The organism is Cellulosimicrobium funkei (genome assembly GCF_900155925.1).
In the GTDB taxonomy this organism is placed as follows: domain Bacteria; phylum Actinomycetota; class Actinomycetes; order Actinomycetales; family Cellulomonadaceae; genus Cellulosimicrobium; species Cellulosimicrobium funkei.
Genome location: NZ_FTMI01000005.1, coordinates 103120 through 129173 on the forward strand (window position 1 = coordinate 103120; position 26054 = coordinate 129173).

General features: G+C 73.5%; 25 protein-coding genes. 11 read left to right on the forward strand and 14 right to left on the reverse strand.

Annotated elements, in window-relative coordinates; genetic code table 11:
* Positions 1 to 19 precede the first annotated feature (19 nt).
* Positions 20 to 472 carry a VOC family protein gene (locus tag BXA05_RS13690; protein WP_061268625.1) on the forward strand — a complete coding sequence of 151 codons (453 nt, stop codon included), beginning with the start codon at positions 20 to 22 and terminating at the stop codon, positions 470 to 472.
* A gap of 21 nt (positions 473 to 493) precedes the next feature.
* Here the strand turns inward: BXA05_RS13690 and BXA05_RS13695 are convergent, their stop codons facing one another.
* Positions 494 to 1783: a deoxyguanosinetriphosphate triphosphohydrolase gene (locus BXA05_RS13695; protein ID WP_051027575.1), complete on the reverse strand. Its 1290-nt coding sequence runs from the start codon at positions 1781 to 1783 to the stop codon at positions 494 to 496.
* Positions 1784 to 1896: 113 nt separating this feature from the next.
* Between BXA05_RS13695 and BXA05_RS13700 the strand changes: the two genes are divergently transcribed.
* Entirely contained in the window at positions 1897 to 2328 is a 432-nt protein-coding gene (locus tag BXA05_RS13700; protein WP_076405520.1) for a hypothetical protein, read from the forward strand.
* A gap of 9 nt (positions 2329 to 2337) precedes the next feature.
* On the opposite strand, the gene BXA05_RS13705 is transcribed toward BXA05_RS13700, so the two are convergent.
* The 4 genes from BXA05_RS13705 to BXA05_RS13720 all read right to left on the reverse strand — a co-directional run bounded on the left by BXA05_RS13705 (position 2338) and on the right by BXA05_RS13720 (position 8128).
* Entirely contained in the window at positions 2338 to 4179 is a 1842-nt protein-coding gene (locus tag BXA05_RS13705; RefSeq protein WP_076405522.1) for a glycoside hydrolase family 13 protein, read from the reverse strand.
* A 4-nt stretch (positions 4180 to 4183) separates the two neighbouring features.
* Entirely contained in the window at positions 4184 to 5095 is a 912-nt protein-coding gene (locus tag BXA05_RS13710; RefSeq protein ID WP_043651727.1) for a sugar ABC transporter permease, read from the reverse strand.
* Between the two features lies 1 nt (position 5096).
* The gene (locus BXA05_RS13715; RefSeq protein WP_076405524.1) at positions 5097 to 6743 is read right to left on the reverse strand and encodes an ABC transporter permease subunit; all 1647 of its coding nucleotides are present in this window, start codon (positions 6741 to 6743) and stop codon (positions 5097 to 5099) included.
* A 152-nt stretch (positions 6744 to 6895) separates the two neighbouring features.
* Positions 6896 to 8128, reverse strand: a complete 1233-nt coding sequence (locus BXA05_RS13720) for a sugar ABC transporter substrate-binding protein (RefSeq protein ID WP_021482604.1) — start codon at positions 8126 to 8128, stop codon at positions 6896 to 6898.
* A gap of 264 nt (positions 8129 to 8392) precedes the next feature.
* Between BXA05_RS13720 and BXA05_RS13725 the strand changes: the two genes are divergently transcribed.
* Positions 8393 to 9424, forward strand: a complete 1032-nt coding sequence (locus tag BXA05_RS13725; RefSeq protein WP_244550470.1) for a LacI family DNA-binding transcriptional regulator — start codon at positions 8393 to 8395, stop codon at positions 9422 to 9424.
* 181 nt (positions 9425 to 9605) lie between these two features.
* Positions 9606 to 11453: a glycoside hydrolase family 13 protein gene (locus tag BXA05_RS13730; RefSeq protein ID WP_076405526.1), complete on the forward strand. Its 1848-nt coding sequence runs from the start codon at positions 9606 to 9608 to the stop codon at positions 11451 to 11453.
* A gap of 124 nt (positions 11454 to 11577) precedes the next feature.
* Here BXA05_RS13730 and dusB read toward each other — a convergent pair whose 3' ends face one another.
* On the reverse strand, positions 11578 to 12813 hold the full coding sequence (gene dusB, locus BXA05_RS13735; protein ID WP_083711891.1) for a tRNA dihydrouridine synthase DusB: 1236 nt from the start codon (positions 12811 to 12813) through the stop codon (positions 11578 to 11580).
* A 117-nt stretch (positions 12814 to 12930) separates the two neighbouring features.
* Between dusB and BXA05_RS20085 the strand changes: the two genes are divergently transcribed.
* A complete protein-coding gene (locus tag BXA05_RS20085) occupies positions 12931 to 13089 on the forward strand; it encodes a hypothetical protein (protein ID WP_021483859.1) in 159 nt (52 codons plus the stop codon).
* Between the two features lie 112 nt (positions 13090 to 13201).
* Here BXA05_RS20085 and BXA05_RS13740 read toward each other — a convergent pair whose 3' ends face one another.
* Complete coding sequence (locus tag BXA05_RS13740; protein WP_021482542.1) at positions 13202 to 14599, reverse strand: glycine--tRNA ligase; 1398 nt, start codon at positions 14597 to 14599, stop codon at positions 13202 to 13204.
* A 161-nt stretch (positions 14600 to 14760) separates the two neighbouring features.
* Between BXA05_RS13740 and BXA05_RS13745 the strand changes: the two genes are divergently transcribed.
* Genes BXA05_RS13745 through BXA05_RS13770 form a run of 6 tightly spaced genes read left to right on the forward strand, consistent with a single transcriptional unit; the run spans position 14761 to position 19254 of the window.
* Positions 14761 to 15753 carry a metal ABC transporter substrate-binding protein gene (locus tag BXA05_RS13745; RefSeq protein WP_076405528.1) on the forward strand — a complete coding sequence of 331 codons (993 nt, stop codon included), beginning with the start codon at positions 14761 to 14763 and terminating at the stop codon, positions 15751 to 15753.
* The gene (locus BXA05_RS13750) at positions 15750 to 16580 is read left to right on the forward strand and encodes a metal ABC transporter ATP-binding protein (protein WP_082774215.1); all 831 of its coding nucleotides are present in this window, start codon (positions 15750 to 15752) and stop codon (positions 16578 to 16580) included. Before BXA05_RS13745 ends, BXA05_RS13750 begins: the two co-directional genes overlap by 4 nt.
* Entirely contained in the window at positions 16577 to 17545 is a 969-nt protein-coding gene (locus BXA05_RS13755) for a metal ABC transporter permease (protein WP_076405529.1), read from the forward strand. Before BXA05_RS13750 ends, BXA05_RS13755 begins: the two co-directional genes overlap by 4 nt.
* Positions 17542 to 17934, forward strand: a complete 393-nt coding sequence (locus tag BXA05_RS13760) for a Fur family transcriptional regulator (protein ID WP_009864106.1) — start codon at positions 17542 to 17544, stop codon at positions 17932 to 17934. Before BXA05_RS13755 ends, BXA05_RS13760 begins: the two co-directional genes overlap by 4 nt.
* 3 nt (positions 17935 to 17937) lie before the next feature.
* The gene (locus BXA05_RS13765; RefSeq protein WP_076405531.1) at positions 17938 to 18546 is read left to right on the forward strand and encodes a DedA family protein; all 609 of its coding nucleotides are present in this window, start codon (positions 17938 to 17940) and stop codon (positions 18544 to 18546) included.
* Positions 18547 to 18576: 30 nt separating this feature from the next.
* Entirely contained in the window at positions 18577 to 19254 is a 678-nt protein-coding gene (locus BXA05_RS13770) for an alpha/beta fold hydrolase (protein ID WP_076405533.1), read from the forward strand.
* A gap of 42 nt (positions 19255 to 19296) precedes the next feature.
* Here BXA05_RS13770 and BXA05_RS13775 read toward each other — a convergent pair whose 3' ends face one another.
* The 7 genes from BXA05_RS13775 to leuA form a co-directional block, all read right to left on the reverse strand.
* A complete protein-coding gene (locus BXA05_RS13775) occupies positions 19297 to 19671 on the reverse strand; it encodes a VOC family protein (RefSeq protein WP_043651741.1) in 375 nt (124 codons plus the stop codon).
* 69 nt (positions 19672 to 19740) lie between these two features.
* Positions 19741 to 20544, reverse strand: coding sequence for an isoprenyl transferase (locus BXA05_RS13780; protein WP_061266733.1), 804 nt, complete (start codon positions 20542 to 20544; stop codon positions 19741 to 19743).
* Complete coding sequence (gene recO / locus BXA05_RS13785; RefSeq protein ID WP_061266734.1) at positions 20544 to 21362, reverse strand: DNA repair protein RecO; 819 nt, start codon at positions 21360 to 21362, stop codon at positions 20544 to 20546. The genes BXA05_RS13780 and recO overlap by 1 nt, the downstream gene beginning before the upstream one ends.
* 54 nt (positions 21363 to 21416) lie before the next feature.
* Positions 21417 to 21989 carry a TetR/AcrR family transcriptional regulator gene (locus BXA05_RS13790; RefSeq protein ID WP_009862740.1) on the reverse strand — a complete coding sequence of 191 codons (573 nt, stop codon included), beginning with the start codon at positions 21987 to 21989 and terminating at the stop codon, positions 21417 to 21419.
* Positions 21990 to 22108: 119 nt separating this feature from the next.
* A complete protein-coding gene (locus BXA05_RS13795) occupies positions 22109 to 22819 on the reverse strand; it encodes an ABC transporter ATP-binding protein (RefSeq protein ID WP_076405535.1) in 711 nt (236 codons plus the stop codon).
* Positions 22816 to 23937, reverse strand: a complete 1122-nt coding sequence (locus BXA05_RS13800) for an ABC transporter permease (protein WP_076405537.1) — start codon at positions 23935 to 23937, stop codon at positions 22816 to 22818. The genes BXA05_RS13795 and BXA05_RS13800 overlap by 4 nt, the downstream gene beginning before the upstream one ends.
* 120 nt (positions 23938 to 24057) lie before the next feature.
* Positions 24058 to 25839 carry a 2-isopropylmalate synthase gene (gene leuA / locus BXA05_RS13805; protein ID WP_043651760.1) on the reverse strand — a complete coding sequence of 594 codons (1782 nt, stop codon included), beginning with the start codon at positions 25837 to 25839 and terminating at the stop codon, positions 24058 to 24060.
* Positions 25840 to 26054: the final 215 nt, after the last annotated feature.

Below are 26054 nucleotides of genomic sequence, written 5' to 3' on the forward strand. Positions count from 1 at the left end.
CCACGAGGAGGAGGACACCATGGAGATGTCGGCACTGCACCCCAACGTCACGGTGAGCGGCGCGCGCGAGGCCATCGCGTTCTACGAGGCCGCGCTCGGCGCCGAGGTGGTCGACACGATCACGGCGGGCGACGCCGTCATCCACTCCGACCTGCGGCTCGTCTCCCCGGCGGGGACCAGCACGTTCACCGTCGCGGAGGCGTTCCCGCCGGACTCGGTCGCGCCGGAGCCCGGCGCCCCGACGCACGCGTCGTTCACCGTCCCGGTCGAGGACACCGACGCCGCGTACGCGCGGGCGCTCGCGGCCGGCGCGTCGAGCCTCGCGGAGCCGTCGGACTGGTTCGAGGGGTTCCGCCAGGCGGCGGTGCGCGACCCGTTCGGGCACCGCTGGTACTTCGCGACCGTCGCGGAGTCGGTGACGGCCGAGGACGTGCAGCGCGCGAGCGACGCGTGGGTCGCCGAGCGCGGCTGACCCGGCCCGTGCGCCCGCCGGTCAGGCGGGCGGGCGCACGAGCCGCGCGTGGAGCTGCATCGCGGAGACGTCGGTGAGCGACGCGACCTGGTCGATCACCACGCGCAGGCGGGCCGCGTCGTCGGGCGCCGCCTCCCAGTCCGCCGCGAACGACGGCTCGAGCGCGACGGGCGCGCGGTCGCCCAGGACGTGCACCAGGTCGGCGATCACCTCGCGCTGGCGCTGGTAGAGCGGCTCCTGCTCGCGCGGCGCCATGACGTACGCGACCGCGACCCCCTTGAGCACGAGGATCTCGGCGACCGTCTCGTCCGGCACGACGAGCCGCGCCGCGTACCGCGTGAGCGGGCCGTCCCCGAACAGCGCGCGCGTCGCGTCCTGGGCCGCGCCCGTGAACCGGCCGATGAGCTGGCTCGTGGCGTCCTTGAGCGCGGCGAGCGCGCGGCGCGACCCGTCGAACCCGGTGACCAGGTGCCCGGTGCCCTGGAGCCGGGTGATCGCCGCGTCGAGCGCCGCCTCGTCGTACGCGGTGCCGTACCAGGAGTGGACGGCACGCACGACGCGCGCGCGCTCGTCGGGGTCGTCGAGCACGGCGAGCTCGATGCGTCCGCCGACGACGGCGTCCTCGACGTCGTGCACGGAGTACGACACGTCGTCCGCCAGGTCCATGACCTGCGCCTCGAGGCACTTCACCTGCGCGGGCGCCCCGGCGCGCAGCCAGTCGAACACCGGGCGGTCGTCCTCGTAGACGCCGAACTTGTGGGTGGGCCGACCGTCCGCGCGCAGCGGCGCCTCGCCCGCGCCCCACGGGTACTTGACGCTCGCGTCGAGGCTCGCGCGCGTGAGGTTGAGCCCGTACGACCGGCCGTCCTCCACGACCTTGGGCTCGAGCCGCGTGAGGAGGCGCAGCGTCTGCGCGTTGCCCTCGAACCCGCCGACGTCGACCGCGAGGTCCGCAAGCGCCCGCTCGCCGTTGTGCCCGAACGGCGGGTGCCCGAGGTCGTGCGCGAGGCACGCGGTGTCGACGATGTCCGGGTCGCAGCCGAGCGCCTTGCCGATCTCGCGGCCCACCTGCGCGACCTCGAGCGTGTGCGTGAGGCGGGTGCGGACGAAGTCGTCGCTGCCCGGCCCGAGCACCTGCGTCTTGGCGCCGAGGCGGCGCAGGGCGGAGGAGTGCACGATGCGCGCGCGGTCGCGCTCGAACGGCGTGCGGGCCCGGGACTTCGCGGACTCGACGAACCACCGCTCGGTATCGGCGTCGGAGTACGACGCCGTGCCCTCCTCGCCGCGCGCCGGGCGCGGGCCGGTCCCCACGACCGCGGGGTCGAACGCCTGCTGCTCGAACGTCTGCACGGGCCCCAGCGTAACGACGCCGGTCGGCACCCGGCGGACGGCGGGCGGGCCGCCGCGGGCGTACCCTCCGGCGTATGGGTGCAGCGCGTGCGCTCGAGCTGCGGGCCGTCACCGTCGACGGCCTGGTCGAGGTCGTCCCGTACGTGGACGGCCGGTCGCTCGTGGACGTCGTCGGACGGTTCGAGTCGGCGCGCGGGTACTCCCCCGCGGGCGCGTACGGCGGGCTGGTCCCCGCGTTCTTCCGCTACGGCGACGCCGCGCACCAGTGGTACGGGCGGGGTCGCGTGCCCGCGGGCGGCCGCGCGTGGGTGCTCGCGTGCGACTGCCACGAGGCGGGGTGCTGGCCGTTCGAGGTGGCGGTCGACGCCGACACGACGACCGTCACGTGGCGTGACCTCACGCAGCCGTTCCGTCCCGAGTGGGACTACTCCGCGCTCGGGCCGTTCACGTTCGACCGCGCGCAGTACGACGACGCGGTGCGCGCGGTCGCGCACCTGTTCGGCTAGGTGTGATGTCTAGGGCAGGCGCCACACCCCGACGGCCGGGCCGTCGCCCGCGAGCCGGGCTCCGCCGTCGTGCGTCGTCAGGGCCAGCGCGCCGTGCAGCCGCTCGGGCTCCCCGCGCCCCACGAGCGCGGGGTGCAGCGTGACGCCGCCCCACGGTGCGCGGGAGAGCGCCACGAGGACACGCTCCTCGGGCGTCTCCCGGAGGTAGACGAGCGCGTCGTCGGCGACGTGCACCCAGCGCAGGCCGCCGCGGCGCAGCGCGTCCGAGCCGCGGCGCACCGCGATCAGCGCCCGGTACAGGTCGAACGTCGCGCCGTCCCAGCGCCCGTGGCCCGAGTCCGCGTCGTCCCACGGCATGGTCGCGCGCGCGTGCTCCCCGTTGAGGCCCGTGAGCCCCACCTCGTCCCCCGCGAAGACGACGGGCGTCCCCGGGTAGGTGAGCAGGAGCGTCGCCGCGACCTCGACCATCTCGCGCGAGCCGACGATCGAGCGCAGCCGCGGGGTGTCGTGCGAGCCGAGCATGTTCCACTGCGACGCGGTCACGCGCCACGGCAGGACGGCGTCGAACTCGCGCATCGTCTCCACGACGGCCGGCCCGGCCCGTCGCGGCGTGCGCACGGGCAGCCCGAGGTAGGGCACGGGCGAGTGCGCGGGAGACAGCCAGGTCCACGCCGGGCGCGTGAACGCCGAGTAGTTCATGTTCGCGTGCCAGCCGTCGCCCGCGAGGTCACCGGAGGCGTCGTGGAAGTGCTCGGCGACGAGGGCGGCCTCCGGGTTCACGCCCCGCATCGTCGTGCGCAGGCGCCGCGCGACGTCGAGCGTGCGATCCTCGGCGCCGAAGCGCCCCGTCATGTTGGCGACGTCGATGCGCCACCCGTCGAGACCGAACGGCTCGCGCAGGTAGCGCCCGACGACGGACCCGGGCCCGTCGATCATGCGCGCCCCGAGCTCGGCCGAGCCGTACGACAGCTTCGGCAGCGACGCGTGCTCGAGCCAGCCCACGTACCCGGGCTCGCCGTCGGTCCAGTAGTAGAAGTCGCGCTCCGGCGCGCCGGGGTCGGCGAGCGCCCGCGCGAACCACTCGTGCCCGGCGCCCGTGTGGTTCGTCGTGAGGTCGCCCATGACGCGCAGCCCGCGCGCGTGCGCGGCGCGGATCAGCGACGCGTACGCCGCGTCGCCGCCGAGCAGCGGGTCGATGTGGTCGAACGTGCTCGCGTCGTAGCGGTGGTTGGAGCGCCCCGGGAAGACGGGCGTCGTGTAGAGCGTCGTGACGCCGAGCGCCACGAGGTGGTCGAGCCGCTCCTCGACCCCGGCGAGGTCGCCCCCGTAGTACTGCGTGCCGACGTCGGGGCCCGCGCCGTGCGGCTCGTCGTCCCAGGCCGCGGGGACGGCCCACTCCGGGAGCGGACGCCCGTCGGCCCCGGCCGAGCGCGCGAACCGGTCCGGGAAGACCTGGTACACGACGCCGTCGCGCATCCACGCGGGCGCGCCCTCGTGGACGGTGAGGCGGAAGTCCGCGGCGTCGGGCACGTCGCGGTCCCACACCCCCCGGCCGTTGAGCCAGCGGTAGCCGCGCTCGCCCTCGTCGAGGAAGAACCGGTAGCCGGTCACCGGGTTGTGCACGAGGACCTCGGCGACGTACCAGTCCTCGTGCTCGTCCGAGCGGTCGAGGCGCGCCGGGGCGAGGCGCGGCTCGCCGTCGCGCACGGTGCGCAGCCACACGTCGCGCACGCCGGCCGACCGGGGCACGCGCACGCGGACGGGGACCGTGTCCCCGAGGGCGGGGACGCCCTCGGGGACGTACAGCGCCGAGCCGTCGTGGTGCGGGACGGGGGTGGCGACGTCGTGCACGCGGTCAGCCCTTCACGGAGCCGGCCGTGAGGCCGCCCACGATGTACTTCTGCAGGTAGAGGAACAGGGCGAGCACGGGCAGCGCCGAGATGACGGCACCGGCCGTGAAGAGGCCCCAGTTGGCCTCCTTGAGCGACGACACCCACCCGTACAGCCCGACCGCGAGGGTCCAGTTGCTCTCGGACGACAGCACGATGCGCGCGATGATGAACTCGCCGAACGTGCTGATGAACGACAGCAGCGCGACCACGGCGAGGATCGGCGCGACGAGGCGCAGGATGATCGTCCAGTAGATCTGCGTGTGGGTCGCGCCGTCGATCTTCGCGGCCTCGTCGAGCTCGCGCGGCACGGTGTTGAAGAACCCGTACATGAGGAACGTGTTCACGCCCAGGGCGCCGCCGAGGTACACCGCGACGAGCGCGATCTTGCTGTTGAGGCCGAGGACCGGCACGACGTTCCCGAGCCCGATGAGCAGCAGGAAGATCGCGACGAACGCGAGCATCTGCGGGAACATCTGGATGATCAGCAGGGACGTGAGGCCGGCGCGTCGGCCGCTGAAGCGGAACCGGGAGAACGCGTACGCCGCCGCAGCGCCCATGAGCACGGTGCCGACCGACGTCGCGACCGCGATGACGAGCGTGTTGCCCATCCACGTCCAGAACATCGTGGTGCCGAGCTGGGCGTAGTTCGCGGTGCTCACGTCGGAGAACAGCGAGTTGGAGCCGGTGAGCGTCCCGTTCTCCGACAGCGACGCCGACAGGACGTACACGAGCGGGAACGCGGCGTAGACGACGGCGATCACGCCGACGACGTGCCGCCAGCCCAGCTCGGAGAACCAGCGCCCCGGGCGCATGCGGTTCCGGGACGCCGGGACGGCGGTGCCGCCGACGACGGGGGGTGCCTGGGTGGTCGCCATGTCAGCTGATCTCCTCGAACTTGCGCGTGCTGCGGAAGGCGATGGCCGAGATCGTCCCCACGATGACGAAGATGACGATCGACAGGGCGCTCGCGAGCCCGAAGTCCTTCTGCGCCGAGCCGTCGACGCCGGAGATCGAGTACACCATCGAGATGAGGATGTCCGTGTGGCCGAGCGGCACGGACGCGTCGGCGAAGCGTGGCCCGCCCCCGGTGAGCATGTAGATCAGGGTGAAGTTGTTGAAGTTGAAGGCGAACGACGAGATGAGCAGCGGCGCGGTCGAGATGAGCAGGAGCGGCAGCGTGATCGCGCGCCACGTGGTCCAGCGGCCCGCGCCGTCGATCTTCGCGGCCTCCATGACGTCGGACGGCAGGGACTGCAGGGCGCCCGTGCAGATGAGGAACATGTAGGGGAAGCCCAGCCACAGGTTCACGCCGAGCACGGACAGCTTCGCCAGCCAGGGGTCGGTGAGCCACGGGATGTGCGCGCCGCCCAGGATCACCTCGTTGATGAACCCGAACCGCGTGTTGAGCAGCCCGGACCACAGCAGCGCCGCGAGGAAGCCCGGGATCGCGTACGGCAGGATCATGAGCGTCCGGTAGACCTTGCGACCGCGCATCCGGGTGTCGTTGAAGACGATCGCGAGGAACAGGCCGAGCAGGAACGTCGTGGCGACCGAGCCGATCGCGAACACGAACGTCCACACCAGGATCTTGACGAACGGCTGCGCGTAGCGGGCGTCCGAGAACGCGGTGACGAAGTTGTCGAACCCGACCGGGACGCGCCACCCGACCGCGAGGGTCGAGCCGTCGGGCGCCTGGAACTGGCCCTCGTCGTTCGGTGTGTAGACCGTGCCCGTCGTGGTGTCGGTCATCGTGTCCGCCGCCGCGTCCCACTCGAGGGCGGACGTGTACACGTAGCCGGTACGGGCGTCGGTGGTGCGGATCGAGCCGTCCTCGGGGTCGTCCGAGACCGGGACGCGCAACTCGGTCACCTCGGCCTGGCGCTGCAGCACCTGGTCGCGCGGCACGACCGTGTACCCGGGAACCTCGGTCGCGCGGCCGTCCTCGACGGTCGCGCCGTCGACGACGGACAGCGGCCGGTCGGCCGTGCCGGCCTCGACCTCGCCGTCGTCGGTGACGACCGCGAACCCGAGCGCGTCGCCGTCCTCCACGACGGTCAGCGCGGACGACGCCGAGCCCTCGACCCGGCGCTCGTTCTGGATGAGCAGCGCGGAGACCGCCTGCTCCTTCGTCGAGTTGTGGCCCGTCCCGTAGTTGGTGAACGCCACGTAGCCCGTGTACCCGACGACGAAGATCTGGTAGACGAGCAGGAAGATCAGGCCGGGCAGGATGTACTTCAGCGGCAGGGACCGCTTCGAGAAGTACACCCAGTTCGCCGCGACGAGCAGCGCGAGCGTCGCGGCGAGGATGCCGTACGAGCCGGCCGTCCACGCCGACCAGACCACGTACACGCCGAGCGCGTCCACGACCGCCATGAGGGCGAGCTTGACGAAGAACCCGGGCCCGTAGTCGCGCGCGTGCGAGGCGTCGCGCGGCCGCAGGCGGCGCTCGCCGCGCGGCGGCGGGCCGTCGGCTCCGGAGGTGCCGACGCGCTCGTCGCCGGCCGTGGTCTGAGGGGCGGACATCGTGGTGCCTCCGAGGTCGTCGGACGCGCGGGGTGCTGCGTCTTCTGGAGTGTCGTCGTGCTGCGTCGCGGCCCGTTCCGGGGCCGGAGGTCGGGACGCGCCGTCGCGGTGCGCAGGAGCCCTGCGCACCGCGACGGCGGGCTGCACCCGGATCAGGAGTCGATCGCGCCCTGGATGTCGGCGATCATCTTGTCCCAGCTCGAGACCGGGTCGGCACCGGCGACGATCGCCGCCTCGGTGACGCCCCAGAAGCTCCACACGGAAGCCATCTCGGGGATCGACGGCATCGGCACGGCCTCCGCGCCCACGGCGCGGAAGCCCGCGACGATCGGGTCGTCCGCGGCGGCGGTGTCGGCGGCGGCGGTCAGCGCCGGCGGACGGTTGCCCGCCTCGTACAGCGCGAGCTGCGCGTCCTCGGTGGACAGGAAGTTCACGAGGAAGTCGTTCGCGACGATCGCGTTGTCGCTCTCCGCGCTCAGGTAGAAGCCCTGGACGCCGACGAACGGCTGCGCGGGCTGGCCGCCCGCGGTGGGGATCGGGTCGATCGACAGGTCGAGGCCCTCGAACGAGTCGATCATCCACGGACCGCCGACGATGAACGGCGACTGGCCGTTCTTGAACGCCTCGACGGCGATGTCGTAGGTCGTGTCCTGGCTGAGCACGCCGGCCGCACCCTGGGCGCCGAGCCACTGCGCGAACGCCTGGCCCTCGGGGCCGCCCATCGCGAGCTCGGACGAGTAGCTGCCGTCCTCGTTCTGCGCGAAGACGGGGGCGCCGAACGACGTCTGGAACGGGTAGTGGGTGTACGGGTCACCCTTGTCGCCGTCCGACTGGACCAGGATCGGGAACTGCGTCCCGGCGGCCTGGCCAGCGGCCACGGCCTCGTCCCACGTGGCGGGGGCGGTCGGCGCGAGCGCCGTGTTGCGGATGAGGGCGATGTTCTCGATCGCGTAGGGCAGGCCGTAGACCTGGCCGTCCTGCGTGAACGCCTCGATGGAGACGTCCTCGAACTCGGCCGCCTTGTCGCCCAGCTCGAGCGGCGCCACGACGCCGTTCGTGGTGAGCTCGCCCAGCCAGTCGTGGGCGCCGACGGTGATGTCGGGGCCCTCGCCCGTCGGGACCTGGGCGAGGAAGTCCGCCCGGATGTCCTCGAAGTTCTTGAGCACGACGTCGACCGTCGTGCCCGTCTCGGTCTCGAACGACTCGGCCGCCGCGGTCACGGCGTCCTGACGGGTCTCGTCGACCCAGACGGTCAGCGAGCCACCGGCGGACGAACCCTCGGCGCTCGGCTCGTCGGTGGTCTCGTCGCCCGAGCCGCCGGACGAGCAGGCGGTCAGCGCCAGCGTCGTGGTCAGCGCGGCGGCAAGAAGGATGCTCCGTCGCATCAGTGGTCACTCCAAGCGTGTCGTGATGGGCGGCCCGCTCCGGCGTTGGCACCGGCGCCGGACCCTGATGGGCACGACGGTAGAGCGGGAGGTGGCACAGGTGCAAGTCGTTGCGGTAACTTTCATGCAACGCTTTGCAGGGCGTCGACCGGCGCCCACCCGCCTCCTCCGGCCGACGGGTCCGCGCGCCTCCGCACAGGGGATCGCGGCTCGCCGACCGGACGACCAGGACGAGGAGGTCCGGTGTCCCCTACGCTGCCCCATGTGCGTACCCGTCTCAGTGATCTCGCCGCCCAGGCAGGCGTCTCCACGGCGACGGTCTCGCGCGTCCTCAACGGCAAGCCCGGCGTCGCGAGCGAGACCCGCCAGGCGGTGCTCGCCGCGCTCGACGTGCTGGGCTACGAGCGACCGTCGACGCTGCGCACCCGCTCCGCCGGCCTCGTCGGCCTCGTCGTCCCGGAGCTGACGAACCCCGTCTTCCCCGCGTTCGCCCAGACGATCGAGTCGCTCCTGTCCGAGCACGGGTACACGCCGCTGCTGTGCACGCAGTCGCCGGGCGGGACCACGGAGGACGACTACGTCGACATGCTCATGGACCACGCGGTCGACGGCATCGTCTTCGTCTCCGGCCTGCACGCGGACACCCAGGCGAGCCACGAGCGCTACGAGCGGCTGCGCAGCAGGGGGATCCCGATCGTCCTGGTCAACGGCTTCGCCGAGGGCATCGACGCCCCGTTCGTCTCGCCCGACGACGTCGCGAGCGTCGAGCTCTCGGTGCGGCACCTCGTCTCGCTCGGGCACCGCAGCGTCGGCCTCGCGATCGGCCCCGACCGCTTCGTCCCCGCGCAGCGCAAGCTCGCGAGCTTCGCCGAGTCGCTCGTGCGGCACGGTCTCGTCGCCGACGAGGCGGAGGCGGCCCGGCACGTCGTCGTGACGCTCTACACCGTCGAGGGCGGCCAGGCCGCGGGCGGCGAGCTCATCGACTCGGGCCACACCGCGATCGTCTGCGGCTCCGACCTCATGGCGCTCGGCGCCATCCGCGCGGCGCGCTCGCGCGGGCTGCGCGTGCCGCAGGACGTCTCGGTGCTCGGCTACGACGACTCGCCCCTCATCGCCTTCACCGACCCGCCGCTCACCACGGTGCGCCAGCCCGTGAGCGCCATGGCGCACGCCGCCGTGAGCGCGCTCCTCACGGAGATCGCGGGCGAGCGGGCACCGCGGACCGAGCTCCTCTTCCAGCCGGAGCTCATCGTCCGCGACTCGACCGGGGCCGCCCCGGCCTCGCCGACCGCCTGAGACCGGCGCCCGGAAGTCCACGCACCTCGCTGCGGGCGTCCGCCGACCCCTCGTCGGCACCGCACCGCAAGCGCTTACACTCGACGGAGGGTCGGCGACACCCCGCTCCGCCAGCCGAGTGACCACCACCGGAAGATCCCCTGAAAACCCCAGCACCACGTACGTGAGGACCGACAGCTCGATGACTCGTATCGATTCGACGCCGACCGCCGCCGCGACCAGCACCGGGCTGGCCACCGCCCCGGCGCCCTTCAGCACGGGGGCGCTCGTGCACACCGGGCCGGGCGAGGCCCCCGAGTGGTGGCGCGACGCCGTCATCTACCAGGTGTACCCGCGCTCCTTCGCGGACGGCGACGGCGACGGCGTCGGCGACCTGCCCGGCATCACCTCGAAGCTCGACCACCTCGCCGAGCTCGGGGTCGACGCCGTCTGGCTGAGCCCGTTCTACCGCTCGCCCCAGAAGGACGCGGGCTACGACGTCGCGGACTACCGCGACGTGGACCCGCTGTTCGGCACGCTCGCGGACTTCGACGAGCTCCTCGCCCAGGCGCACGCGCGCGGCATCCGGATCGTCGTCGACCTCGTCCCGAACCACACGTCGGACCAGCACGCCTGGTTCCAGGCGGCGCTCGCGTCGCCCGAGGGCTCGCCGGAGCGCGCGCGGTACATCTTCCGCGAGGGCGAGGGCGAGCACGGCGAGCTGCCCCCGAACAACTGGCAGTCCATCTTCGGCGGCCCCGCGTGGACCCGCGTCACGGCCGGCGCGAACGCCCGCCCCGTGACCGGCACCGAGGGCGAGACGCCCGGGCAGTGGTACCTGCACCTCTTCGACTCGACCCAGCCCGACCTCGCGTGGGACAACCCGGAGGTCCGCGAGGAGTTCGAGCAGGTCCTGCGCTTCTGGCTCGACAAGGGCGTGGACGGGTTCCGCGTCGACGTCGCGCACGGCATGATCAAGGCCGACGGCCTGCCCGACTGGGACGGCACCGTCTCGATGGTCGAGGGCACCGAGGCCGGCGAGGAGGGCACCGACCCGGGGGCCCCCGAGGACGGCTCGACGGGCGCCGGGAACTCCGGCCCGATGTTCGACCAGGACGGCGTCCACGAGATCTACCGTGCGTGGCACCGCGTCCTCGCCGAGTACGACGGCGACCGTGCGCTCGTCGCCGAGGCGTGGGTCGAGCCGCTCTCGCGCCTCGCGCGCTACGTGCGCCCGGACGAGATGCACCAGGCGTTCAACTTCTCGTTCCTCACCACCGGCTGGTCGGCCGCGCCGCTGCGCACCGTGATCGCGGCGTCGCTGCACGCGAACGACGAGGTCGGCGCGCCCACGACGTGGGTCCTGTCGAACCACGACGTCGTGCGCCACGCGTCGCGCCTCGGCCTGGCCGACCCGGGCCTGCGCCCCAACGGCATCTTCGCCCACGACCCGCAGCCCGACGAGGAGCTCGGCCTGCGCCGCGCGCGCGCCGCGTCGCTGCTCATGCTCGGCCTGCCCGGGTCGTCGTACCTCTACCAGGGCGAGGAGCTCGGCCTCCCCGAGCACACCGCCCTGCCCGACGACGTCCGTGAGGACCCGGCGTTCTTCCGCACCCAGGGCGCCGAGGCGGGCCGCGACGGCTGCCGCATCCCCCTCCCGTGGCGCGCCGACGCCGAGGGCTTCGGGTTCGGGCCGTCCGGCAAGACCTGGCTCCCCCAGCCGGAGTCGTACGGCCGCTACGCCGCGGACGTCCAGCGCGGCGTCGAGGGCTCGACCTACGAGACGTACCGCACGGCCCTCGCCACGCGTCGCGCGGAGCGCCTGGGCGCGGGCACGCTCGCGTGGGTCGAGGAGTTCGCCGGCTCGGCGGACGTCGTCGCCTTCCGCAACCGCGACGTCGTCGTGCTCGCCAACCTGGGCGCCGAGCCCGTCGTGCTGCCGCACGGCACGGAGGTCCTCGTGGCCTCCGGCCCGGTCGTGACCGACCGCTCCGCGGACCCGCAGGTCCGCGTCCCGTCGGACACGACCGTCTGGCTGCGCGCGCACTGACCGACGCCGCTGCATGTGCACGACGGCCGGGACCCCGCGGGGGTCCCGGCCGTCGTTCTTTGCGTCCCGCCGGTGCAGGGCCGCGCTCGGGCGGCCGGCGAGGAGGCGGCGGAGGAGGCGGCGCTCAGCCGCCGGAGACGCTCAGCTCGGCCTCGCGCAGGCGCTCCTCGTGCTCGGCGTCGAGCTCGCGCGAGTCGAGCCAGCCGTACGGCAGGTGCGGCGTCTTGGGCGACCCGGCCCGGCCGCGCTGCCCCTCGGAGGCCTCGCCGGGGTAGGGCGCGTCCTGGTCGAGGTCGTCGAGCAGCGCGCGCAGCTCGACGAGCGTCGAGACCATCGCGAGCGCGCGGCGCGCGTCGCCGCCCACCGCGTAGCCCTTGAGGTACCAGGCCATGTGCTTGCGCAGGTCGCGCATGCCCTTGCCCTCGTCGCCGTCGAAGTACTCGATCATGAGCTCGCCGTGGCGGTAGATCGTGCCCGCCACCTCGCGGAGCCCGGGGCGCACGCGCTCCGGGCGGCCCGCGAACGCCGCGGCGAGGTCGGCGAACAGCCACGGCCGGCCCTGGCAGCCGCGCCCGACGACGACGCCGTCGCACCCGGTCTCGCGCACCATGCGCACGGCGTCCTCGGCCGACCAGATGTCGCCGTTGCCGAGCACCGGCACGCTCGTGACGGCCTCCTTGAGACGCGCGATCGCGGACCAGTCAGCCGTGCCGGAGTAGTGCTCGGCGGCGGTGCGCGCGTGCAGCGCGACGGCGGCGACGCCCAGGCCCTCCGCGATGCGGCCGGCTTCGAGGTAGGTGAGGTGGTCGTCGTCGATGCCCTTGCGCATCTTCACGGTGACGGGGACCCCGTACGGGCGGGCGGCCTCGACCGCGCCCTGCACGATCGCGGTGAACAGGTCGCGCTTCCAGGGCAGCGCCGCTCCCCCGCCCTTGCGCGTGACCTTGGGCACCGGGCAGCCGAAGTTCAGGTCGACGTGGTCGGCGCGGTCCTCGGCGACGATGATGCGCACCGCCTCGCGGACGGTCGCGGGGTCCACGCCGTACACCTGCGCGGACCGCGGCGTCTCGTCCGCGCCGAACGTCACGATGCGCAGCGCCTCGGGGTTGCGCTCGACGAGCGCGCGGCTCGTGACCATCTCGGCGACGTAGAGGCCGGGGTCGTCGCCGCCGGACGCGCCGGCCTCGCGGCACAGCGTGCGGAACGCGCGGTTCGTGACGCCCGCCATCGGGGCGAGGACCACCGGCGTCCGGACGACGATCGGGCCGATCCGCAGCGGCGCCACGAGCGGACCGGTCCCCGGGTCGGGGCGGTCGGTCGTCGTGCTGAGGGCAGGAGCGGGTGCAGTCACGCGCTCCATTGTCCCACCCGGCTCCCGCTGCACGACGAGCCCCGTTTCGACGAGCGAGCAGCGTACGGTCGTGGCAGTGTTGAGGAGGTCCGGCAATCCAGGCCGGACACGGACGAAAGGGACGACATGCCTCTCTGGCTCATCCTGGTCATCGTCGGCGCCGTGCTCCTCATCCTCGGCGTCGCCATCGAGGCCGCGAAGATCCTCATCTGGATCGGCATCATCGTGCTCGTCGTGAGCCTGGTGATCGGCCTGCTCAACAGGGCTAAGGGGGCGGCCCGCTAGCGCGAGGCCGCTGGGGGGCGACGCGTCCCGACGAGACGCGACAGGAGGGGCGGGACCGCACGGTCCCGCCCCTCCTGCATGCCCGGCGCCGGTGCGCCGGGCCGGTGACGCGTCAGGCGCCGAGCAGGTGCCCGGCGAGGTACTCGGTGACCTTGTCGAGCGCGACGCGCTCCTGGCTCATCGAGTCGCGGTGGCGGATCGTCACGGCCTGGTCGTCGAGCGTGTCGAAGTCGACCGTGATGCAGAACGGCGTGCCGATCTCGTCCTGGCGGCGGTACCGGCGGCCGATGGCGCCGGCGTCGTCGAAGTCGACGTTCCAGTACTTGCGGAGCTCCGTCGCGAGGTCCTTCGCCTTGGGCGAGAGCTGCTCGTTGCGGCTCAGCGGGAGCACGGCGGCCTTGACCGGCGCGAGGCGGTGGTCAAGGCGCAGGACCGTGCGCGTGTCCACGCCGCCCTTCGCGTTCGGCGCCTCGTCCTCGGTGTACGCCTCGACGAGGAACGCCATGAGCGAGCGCGTGAGACCCGCGGCCGGCTCGATGACGTAGGGCACCCAGCGCTCGTTCTTCGTCTGGTCGAAGTACGACAGATCCTTGCCGGAGTGCTCGGCGTGCGTCTTGAGGTCGAAGTCGGTGCGGTTCGCGATGCCCTCGAGCTCGCCCCACTCCGAGCCGGAGAAGCCGAAGCGGTACTCGATGTCGACCGTGCGGGTCGAGTAGTGCGAGAGCTTCTCCTGCGGGTGCTCGTACAGGCGCAGGTTGTCGCGCTGGATGCCGAGGTCCACGTACCAGTCGGTGCGCGTGTCGATCCAGTACTGGTGCCACTCGGCGTCCGTGCCGGGCTCGACGAAGAACTCCATCTCCATCTGCTCGAACTCGCGCGTGCGGAAGATGAAGTTGCCGGGCGTGATCTCGTTGCGGAACGACTTGCCGATCTGGCCGATGCCGAACGGTGGCTTCTTGCGGCTCGCCCCCATGACGTTGGCGAAGTTCACGAAGATGCCCTGCGCCGTCTCGGGGCGCAGGTAGTGCAGGCCCGACTCGTCCTCGACGGGGCCGAGGTACGTCTTGAGCATCATGTTGAAGTCGCGCGGCTCGGTCCACTGCCCGCGCGTGCCGCAGTTCGGGCAGACGATCTCGGCGAGGCCGCCCTCGGGCGCGCGGCCCTTCTTCTCCTCGAACTCCTCGATCATCTGGTCCTCGCGGAACCGCTTGTGGCAGTGCAGGCACTCCGTCAGCGGGTCGGTGAAGACGCCCACGTGGCCCGACGCGACCCACACCTGGCGCGGCAGGATCACGGACGAGTCGAGGCCCACGACGTCGTCGCGGCTCGTGACCATCGCGCGCCACCACTGCTTCTTGATGTTCTCCTTGAGCTCGGTGCCCAGGGGCCCGTAGTCCCACGCGGAGCGGGTGCCGCCGTAGATCTCGCCCGAGGGGAAGACGAACCCGCGCCGCTTGGCGAGGGAGACGACGGCGTCGAGACGGGCGGTGGGCGAGGGCGCTGCGGCCACGGACATCACTCCTGGTGCTCACGGCCCCGCACGTGGCTCGTGGGGGCTGGACGGGTGGGCGACGCCCGCACGGGCGCCGACCGACCAGCGTACCCGGCCGTGACCCGGCTCACCGGGAACGGTTTTGACATTCATTCTCAAGAAGGCGGAGACTGGGGGTCATGCACCGCTCCCCCTCCCGGCGCCGTCGCGCCCTCGCCACCACCGCCGCCCTCGCCACGGCCGCGCTCGTCGCGGCGTGCTCCCCCGGGGACGGCGGCTCGGGAGGAGGCGGCGGCGACGACGGCCGGCTCCAGGTGCTCGCGTCGTTCTACCCGCTCCAGTACGTCGTCGAGCAGGTCGGCGGGGAGCACGTCGACGTCGCGAACCTCACGCCGCCCGCGGCCGAGCCGCACGACCTCGAGCTCGCGCCCGCGCAGGTCCGCTCGATCGGCGACGCCGACCTCGTCGTCTACCTCTCGGGGTTCCAGCCCGCGGTCGACGAGGGGATCGAGCAGCGCGCCCCCGAGCACGTGGTCGACGCCGCGGCGTCGGCCGGGCTCGAGGAGCACCCCGGCGGCGAGGGCGAGCACGCCGACGAGACCGCGGAGGAGCACGCCGAGCACGCGGACGAGTCCGGCGACGGTCACGACCACGGCCCCACGGACCCGCACTTCTGGCTCGACCCGACACGCCTGGCCGCCGTGGGCGACGCCGTCGCCGACGAGCTCTCCGCGATCGACCCCGACCACGCCGACGACTACGCGGCCGGTGCCGCCGCCCTCACCGCGGACCTCGACGACCTGGACGCCGAGTTCGCCGAGGCGCTCGCCCCGTGCGCGGGCGCGACGCTCGTCACCTCGCACGAGGCCTTCGGCTACCTCGCCGAGCGCTACGACCTGCACCAGGTCGGGATCTCCGGGATCGACCCCGAGGCGGAGCCCTCGCCTGCTCGCCTGCGCGAGGTCGGCGAGGTCGTCCGGGAGAACGGCGTGACCACGCTCTTCTTCGAGACGCTCGTCAGCCCGAAGGTGACCCAGACGCTCGCCGACGACCTCGGCGTCCGGACCGCTCTGCTCGACCCGCTCGAGAGCCTCGCGGAGGGCGCGACGGACTACCGTGAGGTCATGGAGTCCAACCTCGAGGCGCTCACGTCCGGCCTCGCGTGCGCATGACGGACGCACCGGAGCTGATCGCCGCGCGCGACGTCCACGTGACCCTCGGCGGGAGCGAGATCCTGCGCGGCATCGACCTCTCGGTCCGCGCGGGCGAGGTCGTCTCGCTCCTCGGCGCGAACGGCTCGGGGAAGTCGACGCTGGTCCGCGCGCTCGTCGGGATCGTGCCGCTCTCCCGCGGCTCCGTCGACCTGTTCGGCGCGCCGCTCGGCCCGCGGCTGCCGTGGCGGCGGCTCGGCTACGTGCCGCAACGCGTGAGCGCGCCCTCGGGCATGCCGTCCACCGCGTCGGAGGTCGTCGCGTCCGGGCTCCTCGGCGGCGGCCGCCTCCGGCTCCCGCGCGGGTGGCGCGACCGCACGGTCGAGGCGCTCGAGCTCGTGGGCCTCGCAGACCGCGCCGACGACTCGACGGCCGAGCTCTCGGGCGGGCAGCAGCAGCGCGTGCTCATCGCGCGCGCCCTCGTACGCCGGCCCGACCTGCTCGTGCTCGACGAGCCCGTCGCGGGCGTCGACAAGCCGAGCCAGGAGGCGTTCGCCGCGACGATGACGCGCCTCGTGGGCGACGGCCTCACGGTCCTCGTGGTGCTCCACGAGCTCGGGGCGCTCGCCCCGCTCGTCGAGCGCGCGGTCGTCCTGCGCCACGGGCGCGTCGTGCACGACGGCGCACCGCCCCGCGCGTCGTCCACGCACGCGGGCGCGACGCACCAGCACCTGCACCCGCACGAGCCCGTCGACGGCGACAACCGTCCCGCGGGCCCGGAGACGGGCCTCACTGACACCCTGAACCCCGACCTCTCCGCAGGCCACGCACCCAGGACGGCCTCATGACCACCCTGTTCTCCGAGATCTCCCTGCTGCTCACCGACCCGCTCATGCAGCGCGCCCTCCTCGCGGCGCTGCTCGTCGGCGTCAGCGCCCCCGTCGTCGGCACGTACCTCGTGCAGCGCAAGCTCTCGCTGCTCGGCGACGGCATCGGGCACGTCGCGCTCACGGGCGTCGCGCTCGGGTGGCTCGTCGGCGCCGCGATGGGCGTCGTGCCGAACGACGCGCTCGCGATCCCCGGCGCGGTCGTCGCGGCGGTGCTCGGCGCGGTCGCGATCGAGCTCGTGCGCGAGCGGGGCCGCACGAGCGGTGACCTCGCGCTCGCGCTCCTGTTCTACGGCGGCATCGCGGGCGGCGTCCTGCTCATCGGCCTCGCGGGCGGCTCGTCGGGCAGCCTCATGCAGTACCTGTTCGGCTCGATCTCGACGGTGACGTCGTCGGACCTCGTCCTCACGGTCGTCCTCAGCGCGGTGATCCTGCTCGTCGGTGTCGGCCTGCGGGCCGCGCTGTTCTCGGTGAGCCACGACGAGGAGTTCGCGCGCGCGTCCGGCCTGCCCGTGCGCACGCTGAACATCGCCGTCGCCGTCGTCGCCGCGCTCACGGTGACCGTGTCCATGCGGGTCGTCGGCCTGCTCCTCGTCAGCGCCCTCATGATCGTGCCCGTCGCGGTCGCCCAGCTCGTCACGCGCTCGTTCCGCCGCACGATGCTCGTCGCGTCGGTCGTCGGGGTGGTCGTGTGCGTCGTCGGGCTGTCCTTCACGTACTGGAACAACGTCTCGCCGGGTGCGACGATCGTCGTCCTCGCGATCGCGACGTACCTCGTCGTCGCCGCGCTGCGACCCCTGTGGGTCCGACGGCGGCCGCGCGTCGCGCGGGACCCGCACCCGGACATCCCCGACGACGTCGAGCTCGACCTCGTACCCTCGGGGTCGACCCACCGCACCACCGGAGGTGACCCGTGCAGCGCATGACCCGCCAGCGCGCCGCCGTCTCGGACGCGCTGGAGGACCTGGAGGACTTCCGCAGCGCCCAGCAGCTCCACGAGATCCTGCGCACGCGCGGCGACAACGTGGGGCTCGCCACCGTCTACCGCACGCTGCAGAGCCTCGCGGACGGCGGCGACGTGGACGTGCTGCGCACCGAGGAGGGCGAGAACCTCTACCGCCGGTGCGAGCGCCGCGAGCACCACCACCACCTCGTGTGCCGGGCGTGCGGGCGGACCGTCGAGATCGACGGCCCGACGGTCGAGGCCTGGGCCAACCAGGTCGGCACCTCGCACGGGTTCGTCGACATCCAGCACACCATCGAGCTGTTCGGCACGTGCGCGGGCTGCGCGCGGGCCACCGCCGTCCAGGACTGAGCGGTGCCCGACGCGCTGGACGGCGCCCCGTTCGCCGCGCTCTTCGCCTTCTTCTTCGCGATCGCGTTCGTGCGGACGCAGGCGACCTACTGGATCGCGCGCCTCGTCACGACGTGGACGCTCGACCGCACACGCCCCGTCAAGCCGTGGGTCGCGCGCGTCCACGCCTGGCTGTCCGGACGGTCGGCCGCACGCGGGATCGAGACCGTGCGGCGGTGGGGCGTGCTCGCGGTGCCCGCGTCGTTCCTCGCGACCGGGACGAAGACCGTGATCAACGCCGCCGCGGGCGTCGTGCGCATGCCGTTCGGGCGCTACCTCGCGGCCATGATCCTCGGGTGCGCGGTGCACGCGACGATCTACGCGACCGTCGGGTGGGCGGTGTGGACCGCCGCGTTCGCCGCCGCGACGGGCTCGCCGACGGGCGTCGCGGTGCTCGTCGCGATCGTCGTCGTGGTCGTCGTGGCGGTGGTCCTCATGGCCCGCCGCCGGGCCGCCCGGGCGGGCGCCGACGCCGCGGTCGTGCCGACCGGCGCGCCCGCCGGGGACGTCCCCGCGCTGGACGGGCAGGCGACGCTCCCTCGCGACGAGGACGCGCCGCACACCGACCGATGAGATGACGCGTCCCGGACCGTCCGAACCTCCATGACGACGTTCCTCCTGCTTCCCGGCGCCGGCGGCGACCCCGCGTACTGGGACCTGCTCGTCCCGGAGCTCGACCGGCTCGGCCACCGGCCGGTCGCCGTCGACCTCCCCCAGCACGACGAGGGCCACGACTGGGCGGACCTCACCGACGTCGCGGTGACGACGCTGCGCCGGGCGACGGCCCCCGCCGAGCGGGACGACCTCGTGGTGGTCGCCCAGTCCATGGGCGCGTACGTCGGGCCGCTCGTGTGCGAGCGCGAGGCGGTCCGCCTGCTCGTGCTGCTCAACCCGATGATCCCGCGACCGGGCGAGAGCGGGGGCGACTGGTGGCGGGCGACGGACCATGCCGCGCGTCGTGCCGCCACGGGCCTGGGCCCGTTCGACCCCGTGGACGACTTCTTCCACGACGTGCCGGACCCGGTCGCGGTCGTCGTGCAGCGCAGCGACCGGCAGCCGTCCGAGCGGTCCTTCGCCGAGCCGTGGCCCGCCCGCGCCTGGCCGGCCGTGCCCACGGTCGTGCTGCAGGGCGACGACGACCGCCTCTTCCCGCCGCCGTTCCAACGCGCCGTCGCGCGCGAGCGGCTCGGTGCCGAGGTCGAGACGATGCCGGGCGGCCACCTCGTGGCGCTCAGCCGCCCGGCCGAGCTCGCCGCCCGGCTCGACGCGCTGGCTCGCTGACGGGCCGACCCGACGGGACGCCCGACGGGACGACCGCGCGCCTCAACCGACGCTCGTCGGCTCCTCGGGCGCGCCGACGCAGAACTGGTTGCCCTGCGGGTCGGCCAGCACCGCCCAGCGGTACCCGGGGATGGTGTGCTCCCCGACGAGCGTCGCGCCGTCCGCCACGAGCGCCGCGACGTCCGCCTCGCGGTCGGACGTGCCGAGGTCGAGGTGCAGCCGGTTCTTGCCGGGCGTCGGGTCCTCGACGCGCTGGAACCCGAGGACCGGAGCCGTCACCCCCTCGGCGGGCACGACCTCGAGGAACCACCCGTCCGCCTCGTCGACGAGCCGCCCGCCGAGGCGGCGCGCCCACCACTGGGCGAGCGGCCGCGGGTCGGTGGAGTCGACGGTCACCATGCCGATGCTCAGAGTCATGCCGCGCACGCTACCGGCCGCCTCCCACGGCGTCCCGGCGACAAGGCACGCGCTGCTCCGCGCGCGACGTCAGGCCGGGCCGCCCGCCGTCCCGCCCACCGCGTCGACCGCACCGCCGTAGCGGCGGTCGCGGCGCGCGTACTCCTCGACGGCGCGCCACAGCGAGCGGCGGTCCACGTCGGGCCAGGGCTCCGGGAGGAACACGAGCTCCGCGTACGCGGCCTGCCACAGCATGAAGTTCGACGTGCGCTGCTCGCCCGAGCTGCGCAGGAACAGGTCCACGTCCGGCAGGTCGGGCTCGTCGAGGTGCTGCTGGACGGTCCGCTCCGTGACCTTGCGCGGGTCGATCCGCCCGGCGGCGACCTCGCGCGCGATGGCGGCCGCGGCGTCGGCGATCTCGGCGCGCCCCCCGTAGTTGACGCACATCGTGAGCGTGCAGACGTCGTTCTGCTTCGTCTGCTCCTCCGCGACCTCGAGCTCCTTGATCACGGACGCCCAGAGCCGCGGACGACGCCCCGCCCACCGCACGCGCACGCCCCACGAGTCCATCTCGTCGCGGCGACGCCGGATCACGTCGCGGTTGAAGCCCATGAGGAAGCGGACCTCGTCGGGCGAGCGCTTCCAGTTCTCGGTCGAGAACGCGTACGCCGACACGTGCTTGACGCCGATCTCGATGGCGCCCGCGACGACGTCGAGCAGCGCCGCCTCGCCGGCCTCGTGGCCCGCGGTGCGCGGCAGCCCGCGCGCGTTGGCCCAGCGGCCGTTGCCGTCCATGACGACCGCGACGTGGTTCGGCACGAACTGCGCCGGGATCGCCGGGGGCCGCGCACCGCTGGGGTGCGGGAACGGCGGCTGGTACGTGCGCCGCGCCATCAGGCGTCCGCCCCGGCACCGGCGCGCGGGTCCGCGGAGGCGGCGGCCTCGTCGGCGTGCGGGACGGCGGGGACGTGCGGGGCGGGAGCGTCCCGCTCCACCATGCGCAGTGATCGCAACGTTCTCTCCAGGTGGTATTGGCTGTACGCGGCCACGAGGCCGCTCGCTTCCTTGCGGTGCCGGGCGTCCGACGCGTCGGCCGCGTCCCACTCCCCCGCGAGCAGCGCGGCGAGCAGGGCGAAGGTCTGGGGCGCGGGCGCCGTCGATCCCGGCGGGCGGCAGCGCGAGCACACGGCCCCGCCCTGCGCGACGGCGAACGCGTGGTGCGGGCCCGGCTCGCCGCACCGCGCGCAGTCGACGAACGACGGCGCCCAGCCCGCGACGGCGAGCGCGCGCAGGAGGTAGGAGTCGAGCACGAGCCCCGGCGCGTGCGCGTGCTCCGAGAGCGCCCGCAGCGCGCCCGCGAGCAGCCAGTACTGCTGCACGGCGGGCTCGCGCTCGTCGGCGACGAGGCGCTCCGCGGTCTCGAGCATCGCGGCGCCCGCCGTGTACAGGCCGTAGTCCTCGCAGATCCGGCGCGCGTACGGGCCGATCGTCTCCGCCTGCGTCACCGTGTCCAGCGACCGGCCCGCGTAGAGCTGGACGTCCACGAGCATGAACGGCTCGAGCCGCGCGCCGAACCGGGACGACGTGCGGCGCACGCCCTTGCCGACGGCGCGCACCTTCCCGTGCTCGCGCGTCAGGAGGGTGACGATGCGGTCCGCCTCGCCCAGCTTCTGGGCGCGCAGCACGATCGCGTCGTCTCGGTACAGCACCACGCCCCTATTGTCCGTCACGCCGCCGACACGGCGCGCACCACCCGCCGACGGCGGTCACGCGGGCGCGAGGCACCCGAGGACCGCGCGGACCCGGGCGAGCGTCGTGCCCGCGTCCTCGCCGGACTCGACCTGGCGGGCCGCGGCGAGCACCACGGCATTGACGAGCTCCGCGGAGCGCGCGGCGTCCGGGACGCCGAGCTGCTCCAGGGCCTCGACGAGCGGCACGAGGATCGTCGCGTGCATCGCGGCGCTCTGCTGGGCGAGCGCCTCGCGGCCCGCCTCGGCGCGCAGCGCGGCGACGACGGCGTGCTCGCCCTCGGCCACGAGGAGCAGGTTCTCGCGCGCGTAGGCGACGATCGCGTCCTCCGGGGACGCCGCGGTGGCCACCGCGGCGGTGATGCGCGCGGACCACCGCGGCACGACGTCGGCGACGACCGCGTCGAGCAGCTCCTCCCGCGACCGGAAGTACTGGTAGACGCTCGACCGGGCGAGCCCGGCCCGCGCCGCGACCGCCGCGAGCGTGAGCCCGCTGCCGTCCTCGCGGATGAGGTCGCGCGCGGCGTCGAGCAGGGTCCGGAGCTGCGCCGCGCGGTGCTCGGCCACCGTCGGGGCGGCGATCTTGGGCACGAGGGTCCTCCTTCCCGGAGCGTCTGCGGAGCGCTCCCCCGGGAGCGCGACGGCCCCCGGCCGGACCATCATGCCCGACCGGGGGCGGTCGGGCGGCCCTCCGGGGCCGCCCGCCGACGTCAGCCGGCCACCGCGGGCAGCCCGAGCCGCCCGTCGACCATCTCGACGACCCGGTGGCAGTGCTCGAGCACGTCGTGGTCGTGCGTGACCATGAGCGCCGCGGCGCCGTAGGCCTCGACCTCGCGGGCCAGCAGGCTCACGACCTCGTGGCTGCGGGCCCGGTCGAGCGCCGCCGTCGGCTCGTCGACGAGGAGCAGCGCGGGGCTCGCGACGAGCGCGCGGGCGATCCCCACGCGCTGCCGCTCGCCGCCCGAGAGCTGGTCCGGGCGCCGGTCGGCACGGTGGCTCATGGACACCGAGCCCAGCAGCTCGCGGGGGTCGCGGGCACGGGGGTCGCGCTCGTCGATCCCGGCGACCCGCAGCGCGAGCCGGAGCTGGTCGACGCTCGTGAGCGCCGGGAGGAGGTTGCCGGACTGGAAGACGAAGCCGATGCGCTCGCGCCGCAGCCGGGCCCGCTCGCGGTCGCTCGTCGCGCCGAGGTCGACCCCTTCGAGACGGACGGTCCCGGAGTCCGGCGCCGTGAGCGCACCGGCGACGGCGAGCAGGCTCGACTTGCCGGAGCCCGAGGGCCCGACGACACCGACGAGCTCGCCCGCGGCGACGCTCAGGCTGACCTCGTCGAGCGCGACGACCGTGGTGTCGCCGTCGCCGTGGCGGACGGTGACCCGGTCGATCTCGAGCACGGGCGTGGCGGGGGTGGTGGTGCTCATCGCTGCCCTCCCAGGGCGGTCAGGGGGTCGACGGAGGTGACGCGCGCGACGGCGACGGCCGCTCCGGCCATGCCGAGGACGAAGAGCAGGACGCCGGCCAGCACGAGGTCGGGGGCCTGGAGCGCGAACGGCATCGGCGACGCGCCGAGGCCCGCGCCCGCCGCGACACCGAGGGCGAAGCCCACGCCGATCGAGGCGAGCAGGAGCACGGCGGCCTGGCCGAGGGAGTCGGCGAGCAGGAAGCGGCGCCGTGCCCCCATGGCGCGCATCACGGCGATCTCGTGCCGGCGCTGGATGACCCACACGGTGAAGAACGCCCCGACCACGAGCGCCGAGATGGCGTAGAGGAACACCTGGATGAGCAGGAGGGTCGCGGTCTCGGCCGCGTACCCGGGCGAGGCGTCGAAGGACTCGGTGAGCGTGCGCGTCACCGTGCCCGACGCCGCGTCGGCGGCCTCGCGGTCGAACGACCCGGGATCGGTGCGCAGCGCGACGGCGGTCGCGACGTCCGGCACGTCGGCTCCCGGCTGCTCGGCCCCGGCGAGGAGCTCCTGCCACGTGCCGAGCGGGAGGTAGGCGATGTCGACGTGGCCGAACGTGTGCTGGTCCTCGAGGACGCCCACGACCGTGAGCGTGCGCTCCGGGCGCGCGAGGGCAACGGTGTCGCCGATGGCGAGGCCGTCCTCGGCGGCGGTCGCCGAGACGACGATGCCGTCCGCCGCCCCGACGGCGTCGCCCTCCGCCATCGCGGCCGGGGCCACGAACGATCCGGGCTCGACGCCCACGAGGGTGAGGTCGACGGGCGAGCCGTCCTCCTGGTGCGCGTTCGCCAGGAGCAGGCCGTACGGGGCGGCCTCGAGCACGCCCGGCTGCTCGGCCATGGTGCCGACCTGGTCCGTCTCGATGACGGAGCGCGTGAACGCGGCGTCCGTCCCGGTGCCCTCGGCGAAGGCGAAGTCGGTGACGGGCGTGCGCTTGAGGCCGGAGACGCCGTCGTTGACGAGGCCGGCGGACAGCCCGGAGAGGAGGACGACGAGGACCGCGACCAGCGCGACGACACCGCCCATGAGCAGGAAGCGGGTGCGCGCGAAGACGAGCTCGCGCAACGCGAGGAACATGAGAAGCCTTCCAATTTTGTCGACAGTGCGTCGGCATCTTACCAACATGGTGTCGACAAAACGCCGACGGCCCGGACGACGAGGTCGTCCGGGCCGTCGGCGAGATCGGCGGGAGGGCGGTCAGCCCTGGGCACGCTCCGCACGGTTCACGGCGGACACGATGGCCTTGAGCGAGGCGGTCGTGATCGACGGGTCGATCCCCACGCCCCACAGGACGTCGTCGCCCACCTGGCACTCCACGTACGCCGCGGCCGTGGCGTCCCCGCCCTCCGAGAGCGCGTGCTCCGCGTAGTCCAGGACGCGGACGTCGACCCCCACCTGCGCGATCGCGTCGACGAACGCCGCGACCGGGCCGTTGCCCGTGCCCTCGAGCGTCAGCTCCTCGCCGCGGTCGAGGACGTCGACGCTCAGGGTGTCGGGGCCGTCCTCGCTCGACGACGCGCGCGTGGAGCGCAGCTTGAGCCGGCCCCACGGCTCCAGGCCGGAACCGGGCTCGACGGGCAGGTACTCGTCCGAGAAGAGGCGCCAGATGTCCTCGCCCGTGACCTCCGTGCCGTGCGCGTCGGTGTGCTGCTGCACCGACTGCGAGAACTCGATCTGCAGACGGCGCGGCAGGTCGAGGTGGCGCTCCGACTTCAGCAGGTAGGAGATGCCGCCCTTGCCGGACTGCGAGTTGACGCGGATCACGGCCTCGTACGAGCGGCCGACGTCCTTGGGGTCGATCGGCAGGTACGGGACGGCCCACGTGATGTCGTCCACCGTGGCACCCTCCGCCTCCGCACGGACGGCCATCGCGTCGAAGCCCTTCTTGATGGCGTCCTGGTGCGAGCCGGAGAACGCCGTGAAGACCAGGTCGCCCGCGTAGGGGTGCCGCTCGGGGACGCCGAGCTGGTTGCAGTACTCCACCGTGCGGCGGACGTGGTCGATGTCGGAGAAGTCGATCTGCGGGTCCACGCCCTGGCTGAACAGGTTCATGCCCAGCGTGACGAGGCAGACGTTGCCGGTGCGCTCGCCGTTGCCGAACAGGCAGCCCTCGATGCGGTCCGCGCCCGCCTGGTAGCCGAGCTCGGCGGCCGCGACCGCCGTGCCGCGGTCGTTGTGCGGGTGCAGCGACAGCACGACGTTCTCGCGGTGGTGCAGGTGCCGGTTCATCCACTCGATCGAGTCGGCGTAGACGTTCGGCGTCGCCATCTCGACCGTGGCGGGCAGGTTGATGATCACCTTGCGGTCGGGGCGAGGCTCGAAGACCTCGAGCACCTCGTTGCAGATGCGGGCCGCGAACTCGAGCTCCGTGCCGGTGTACGACTCGGGCGAGTACTCGTAGTAGACCGTCGTCTCCGGGACGGTCTCCTCGAACTTCTTGCACAGCCGCGCGCCGTCGACGGCGATCGCGATGATGCCGTCCTCGTCCGAGCGGAACACGACCTCGCGCTGCAGGACGGACGTCGAGTTGTAGAGGTGCACGATCGCCTGCTTCGCGCCCTTGATCGCCTCGTACGTGCGGGCGATGAGGTGCTCGCGGGACTGCGTGAGGACCTGGATGACGACGTCGTCCGGGATGCGGTCCTCCTCGATGAGCATCCGCACGAAGTCGAAGTCGGTCTGCGAGGCCGAGGGGAAGCCGACCTCGATCTCCTTGTAGCCCATCGCGACGAGCAGCTCGAACATGCGCAGCTTGCGCTCCGCGTTCATGGGCTCGATGAGGGCCTGGTTCCCGTCGCGCAGGTCGACGGCGCACCAGCGGGGCGCGGTCTCGATGCGCTTGTCCGGCCACGTGCGGTCAGGCAGGGAGACGTCGATCTGCCGGTGGAACGGCAGGTACTTGTGGATCGGCATGCCCGACGGCTGCTGCGGGTTCGGGTCCGCGGCGGTGGGCGTCGAGGTGGGGGCGGAGGCGTTCATCGTCGGTCCTTCGGGGTCGTCCTGATCGGTGTCAGCCGGCACACCAACCACCGCGACGAGGAACCGGCTACAGGGCCTCGCCGCGGCAACGAAGGAGGAGCTGCCGCATCAGGTGCACGACGCCACTGTACTCCTCCGCCGTCCGCGCGCCCGGGACGTCCGCTCCTCGGGCACGGCGTGGGTGCGCCCGGCCGGCCCTCGCGCGGAGGGCCGAC

Excerpts from the sequence above, each read along its gene's own strand:
- dusB (WP_083711891.1), bottom strand. The coding sequence starts at position 12,813 with ATGGAGCGCGTGACTGCACCCGCTCCTGCCCTCAGCACGACGACCGAC.
- BXA05_RS13715 (WP_076405524.1), bottom strand. The coding sequence starts at position 6,743 with ATGTCCGCCCCTCAGACCACGGCCGGCGACGAGCGCGTCGGCACCTCC.
- BXA05_RS20085 (WP_021483859.1), top strand. The coding sequence starts at position 12,931 with ATGCCTCTCTGGCTCATCCTGGTCATCGTCGGCGCCGTGCTCCTCATC.
- BXA05_RS13770 (WP_076405533.1), top strand. The coding sequence starts at position 18,577 with ATGACGACGTTCCTCCTGCTTCCCGGCGCCGGCGGCGACCCCGCGTAC.
- BXA05_RS13700 (WP_076405520.1), top strand. The coding sequence starts at position 1,897 with ATGGGTGCAGCGCGTGCGCTCGAGCTGCGGGCCGTCACCGTCGACGGC.
- BXA05_RS13775 (WP_043651741.1), bottom strand. The coding sequence starts at position 19,671 with ATGACTCTGAGCATCGGCATGGTGACCGTCGACTCCACCGACCCGCGG.
- BXA05_RS13710 (WP_043651727.1), bottom strand. The coding sequence starts at position 5,095 with ATGGCGACCACCCAGGCACCCCCCGTCGTCGGCGGCACCGCCGTCCCG.
- BXA05_RS13755 (WP_076405529.1), top strand. The coding sequence starts at position 16,577 with ATGACCACCCTGTTCTCCGAGATCTCCCTGCTGCTCACCGACCCGCTC.
- BXA05_RS13690 (WP_061268625.1), top strand. The coding sequence starts at position 20 with ATGGAGATGTCGGCACTGCACCCCAACGTCACGGTGAGCGGCGCGCGC.
- BXA05_RS13745 (WP_076405528.1), top strand. The coding sequence starts at position 14,761 with ATGCACCGCTCCCCCTCCCGGCGCCGTCGCGCCCTCGCCACCACCGCC.
- BXA05_RS13780 (WP_061266733.1), bottom strand. The coding sequence starts at position 20,544 with ATGGCGCGGCGCACGTACCAGCCGCCGTTCCCGCACCCCAGCGGTGCG.
- BXA05_RS13730 (WP_076405526.1), top strand. The coding sequence starts at position 9,606 with ATGACTCGTATCGATTCGACGCCGACCGCCGCCGCGACCAGCACCGGG.
- BXA05_RS13750 (WP_082774215.1), top strand. The coding sequence starts at position 15,750 with ATGACGGACGCACCGGAGCTGATCGCCGCGCGCGACGTCCACGTGACC.
- leuA (WP_043651760.1), bottom strand. The coding sequence starts at position 25,839 with ATGAACGCCTCCGCCCCCACCTCGACGCCCACCGCCGCGGACCCGAAC.
- BXA05_RS13760 (WP_009864106.1), top strand. The coding sequence starts at position 17,542 with ATGACCCGCCAGCGCGCCGCCGTCTCGGACGCGCTGGAGGACCTGGAG.
- BXA05_RS13720 (WP_021482604.1), bottom strand. The coding sequence starts at position 8,128 with ATGCGACGGAGCATCCTTCTTGCCGCCGCGCTGACCACGACGCTGGCG.
- BXA05_RS13800 (WP_076405537.1), bottom strand. The coding sequence starts at position 23,937 with ATGTTCCTCGCGTTGCGCGAGCTCGTCTTCGCGCGCACCCGCTTCCTG.
- BXA05_RS13795 (WP_076405535.1), bottom strand. The coding sequence starts at position 22,819 with ATGAGCACCACCACCCCCGCCACGCCCGTGCTCGAGATCGACCGGGTC.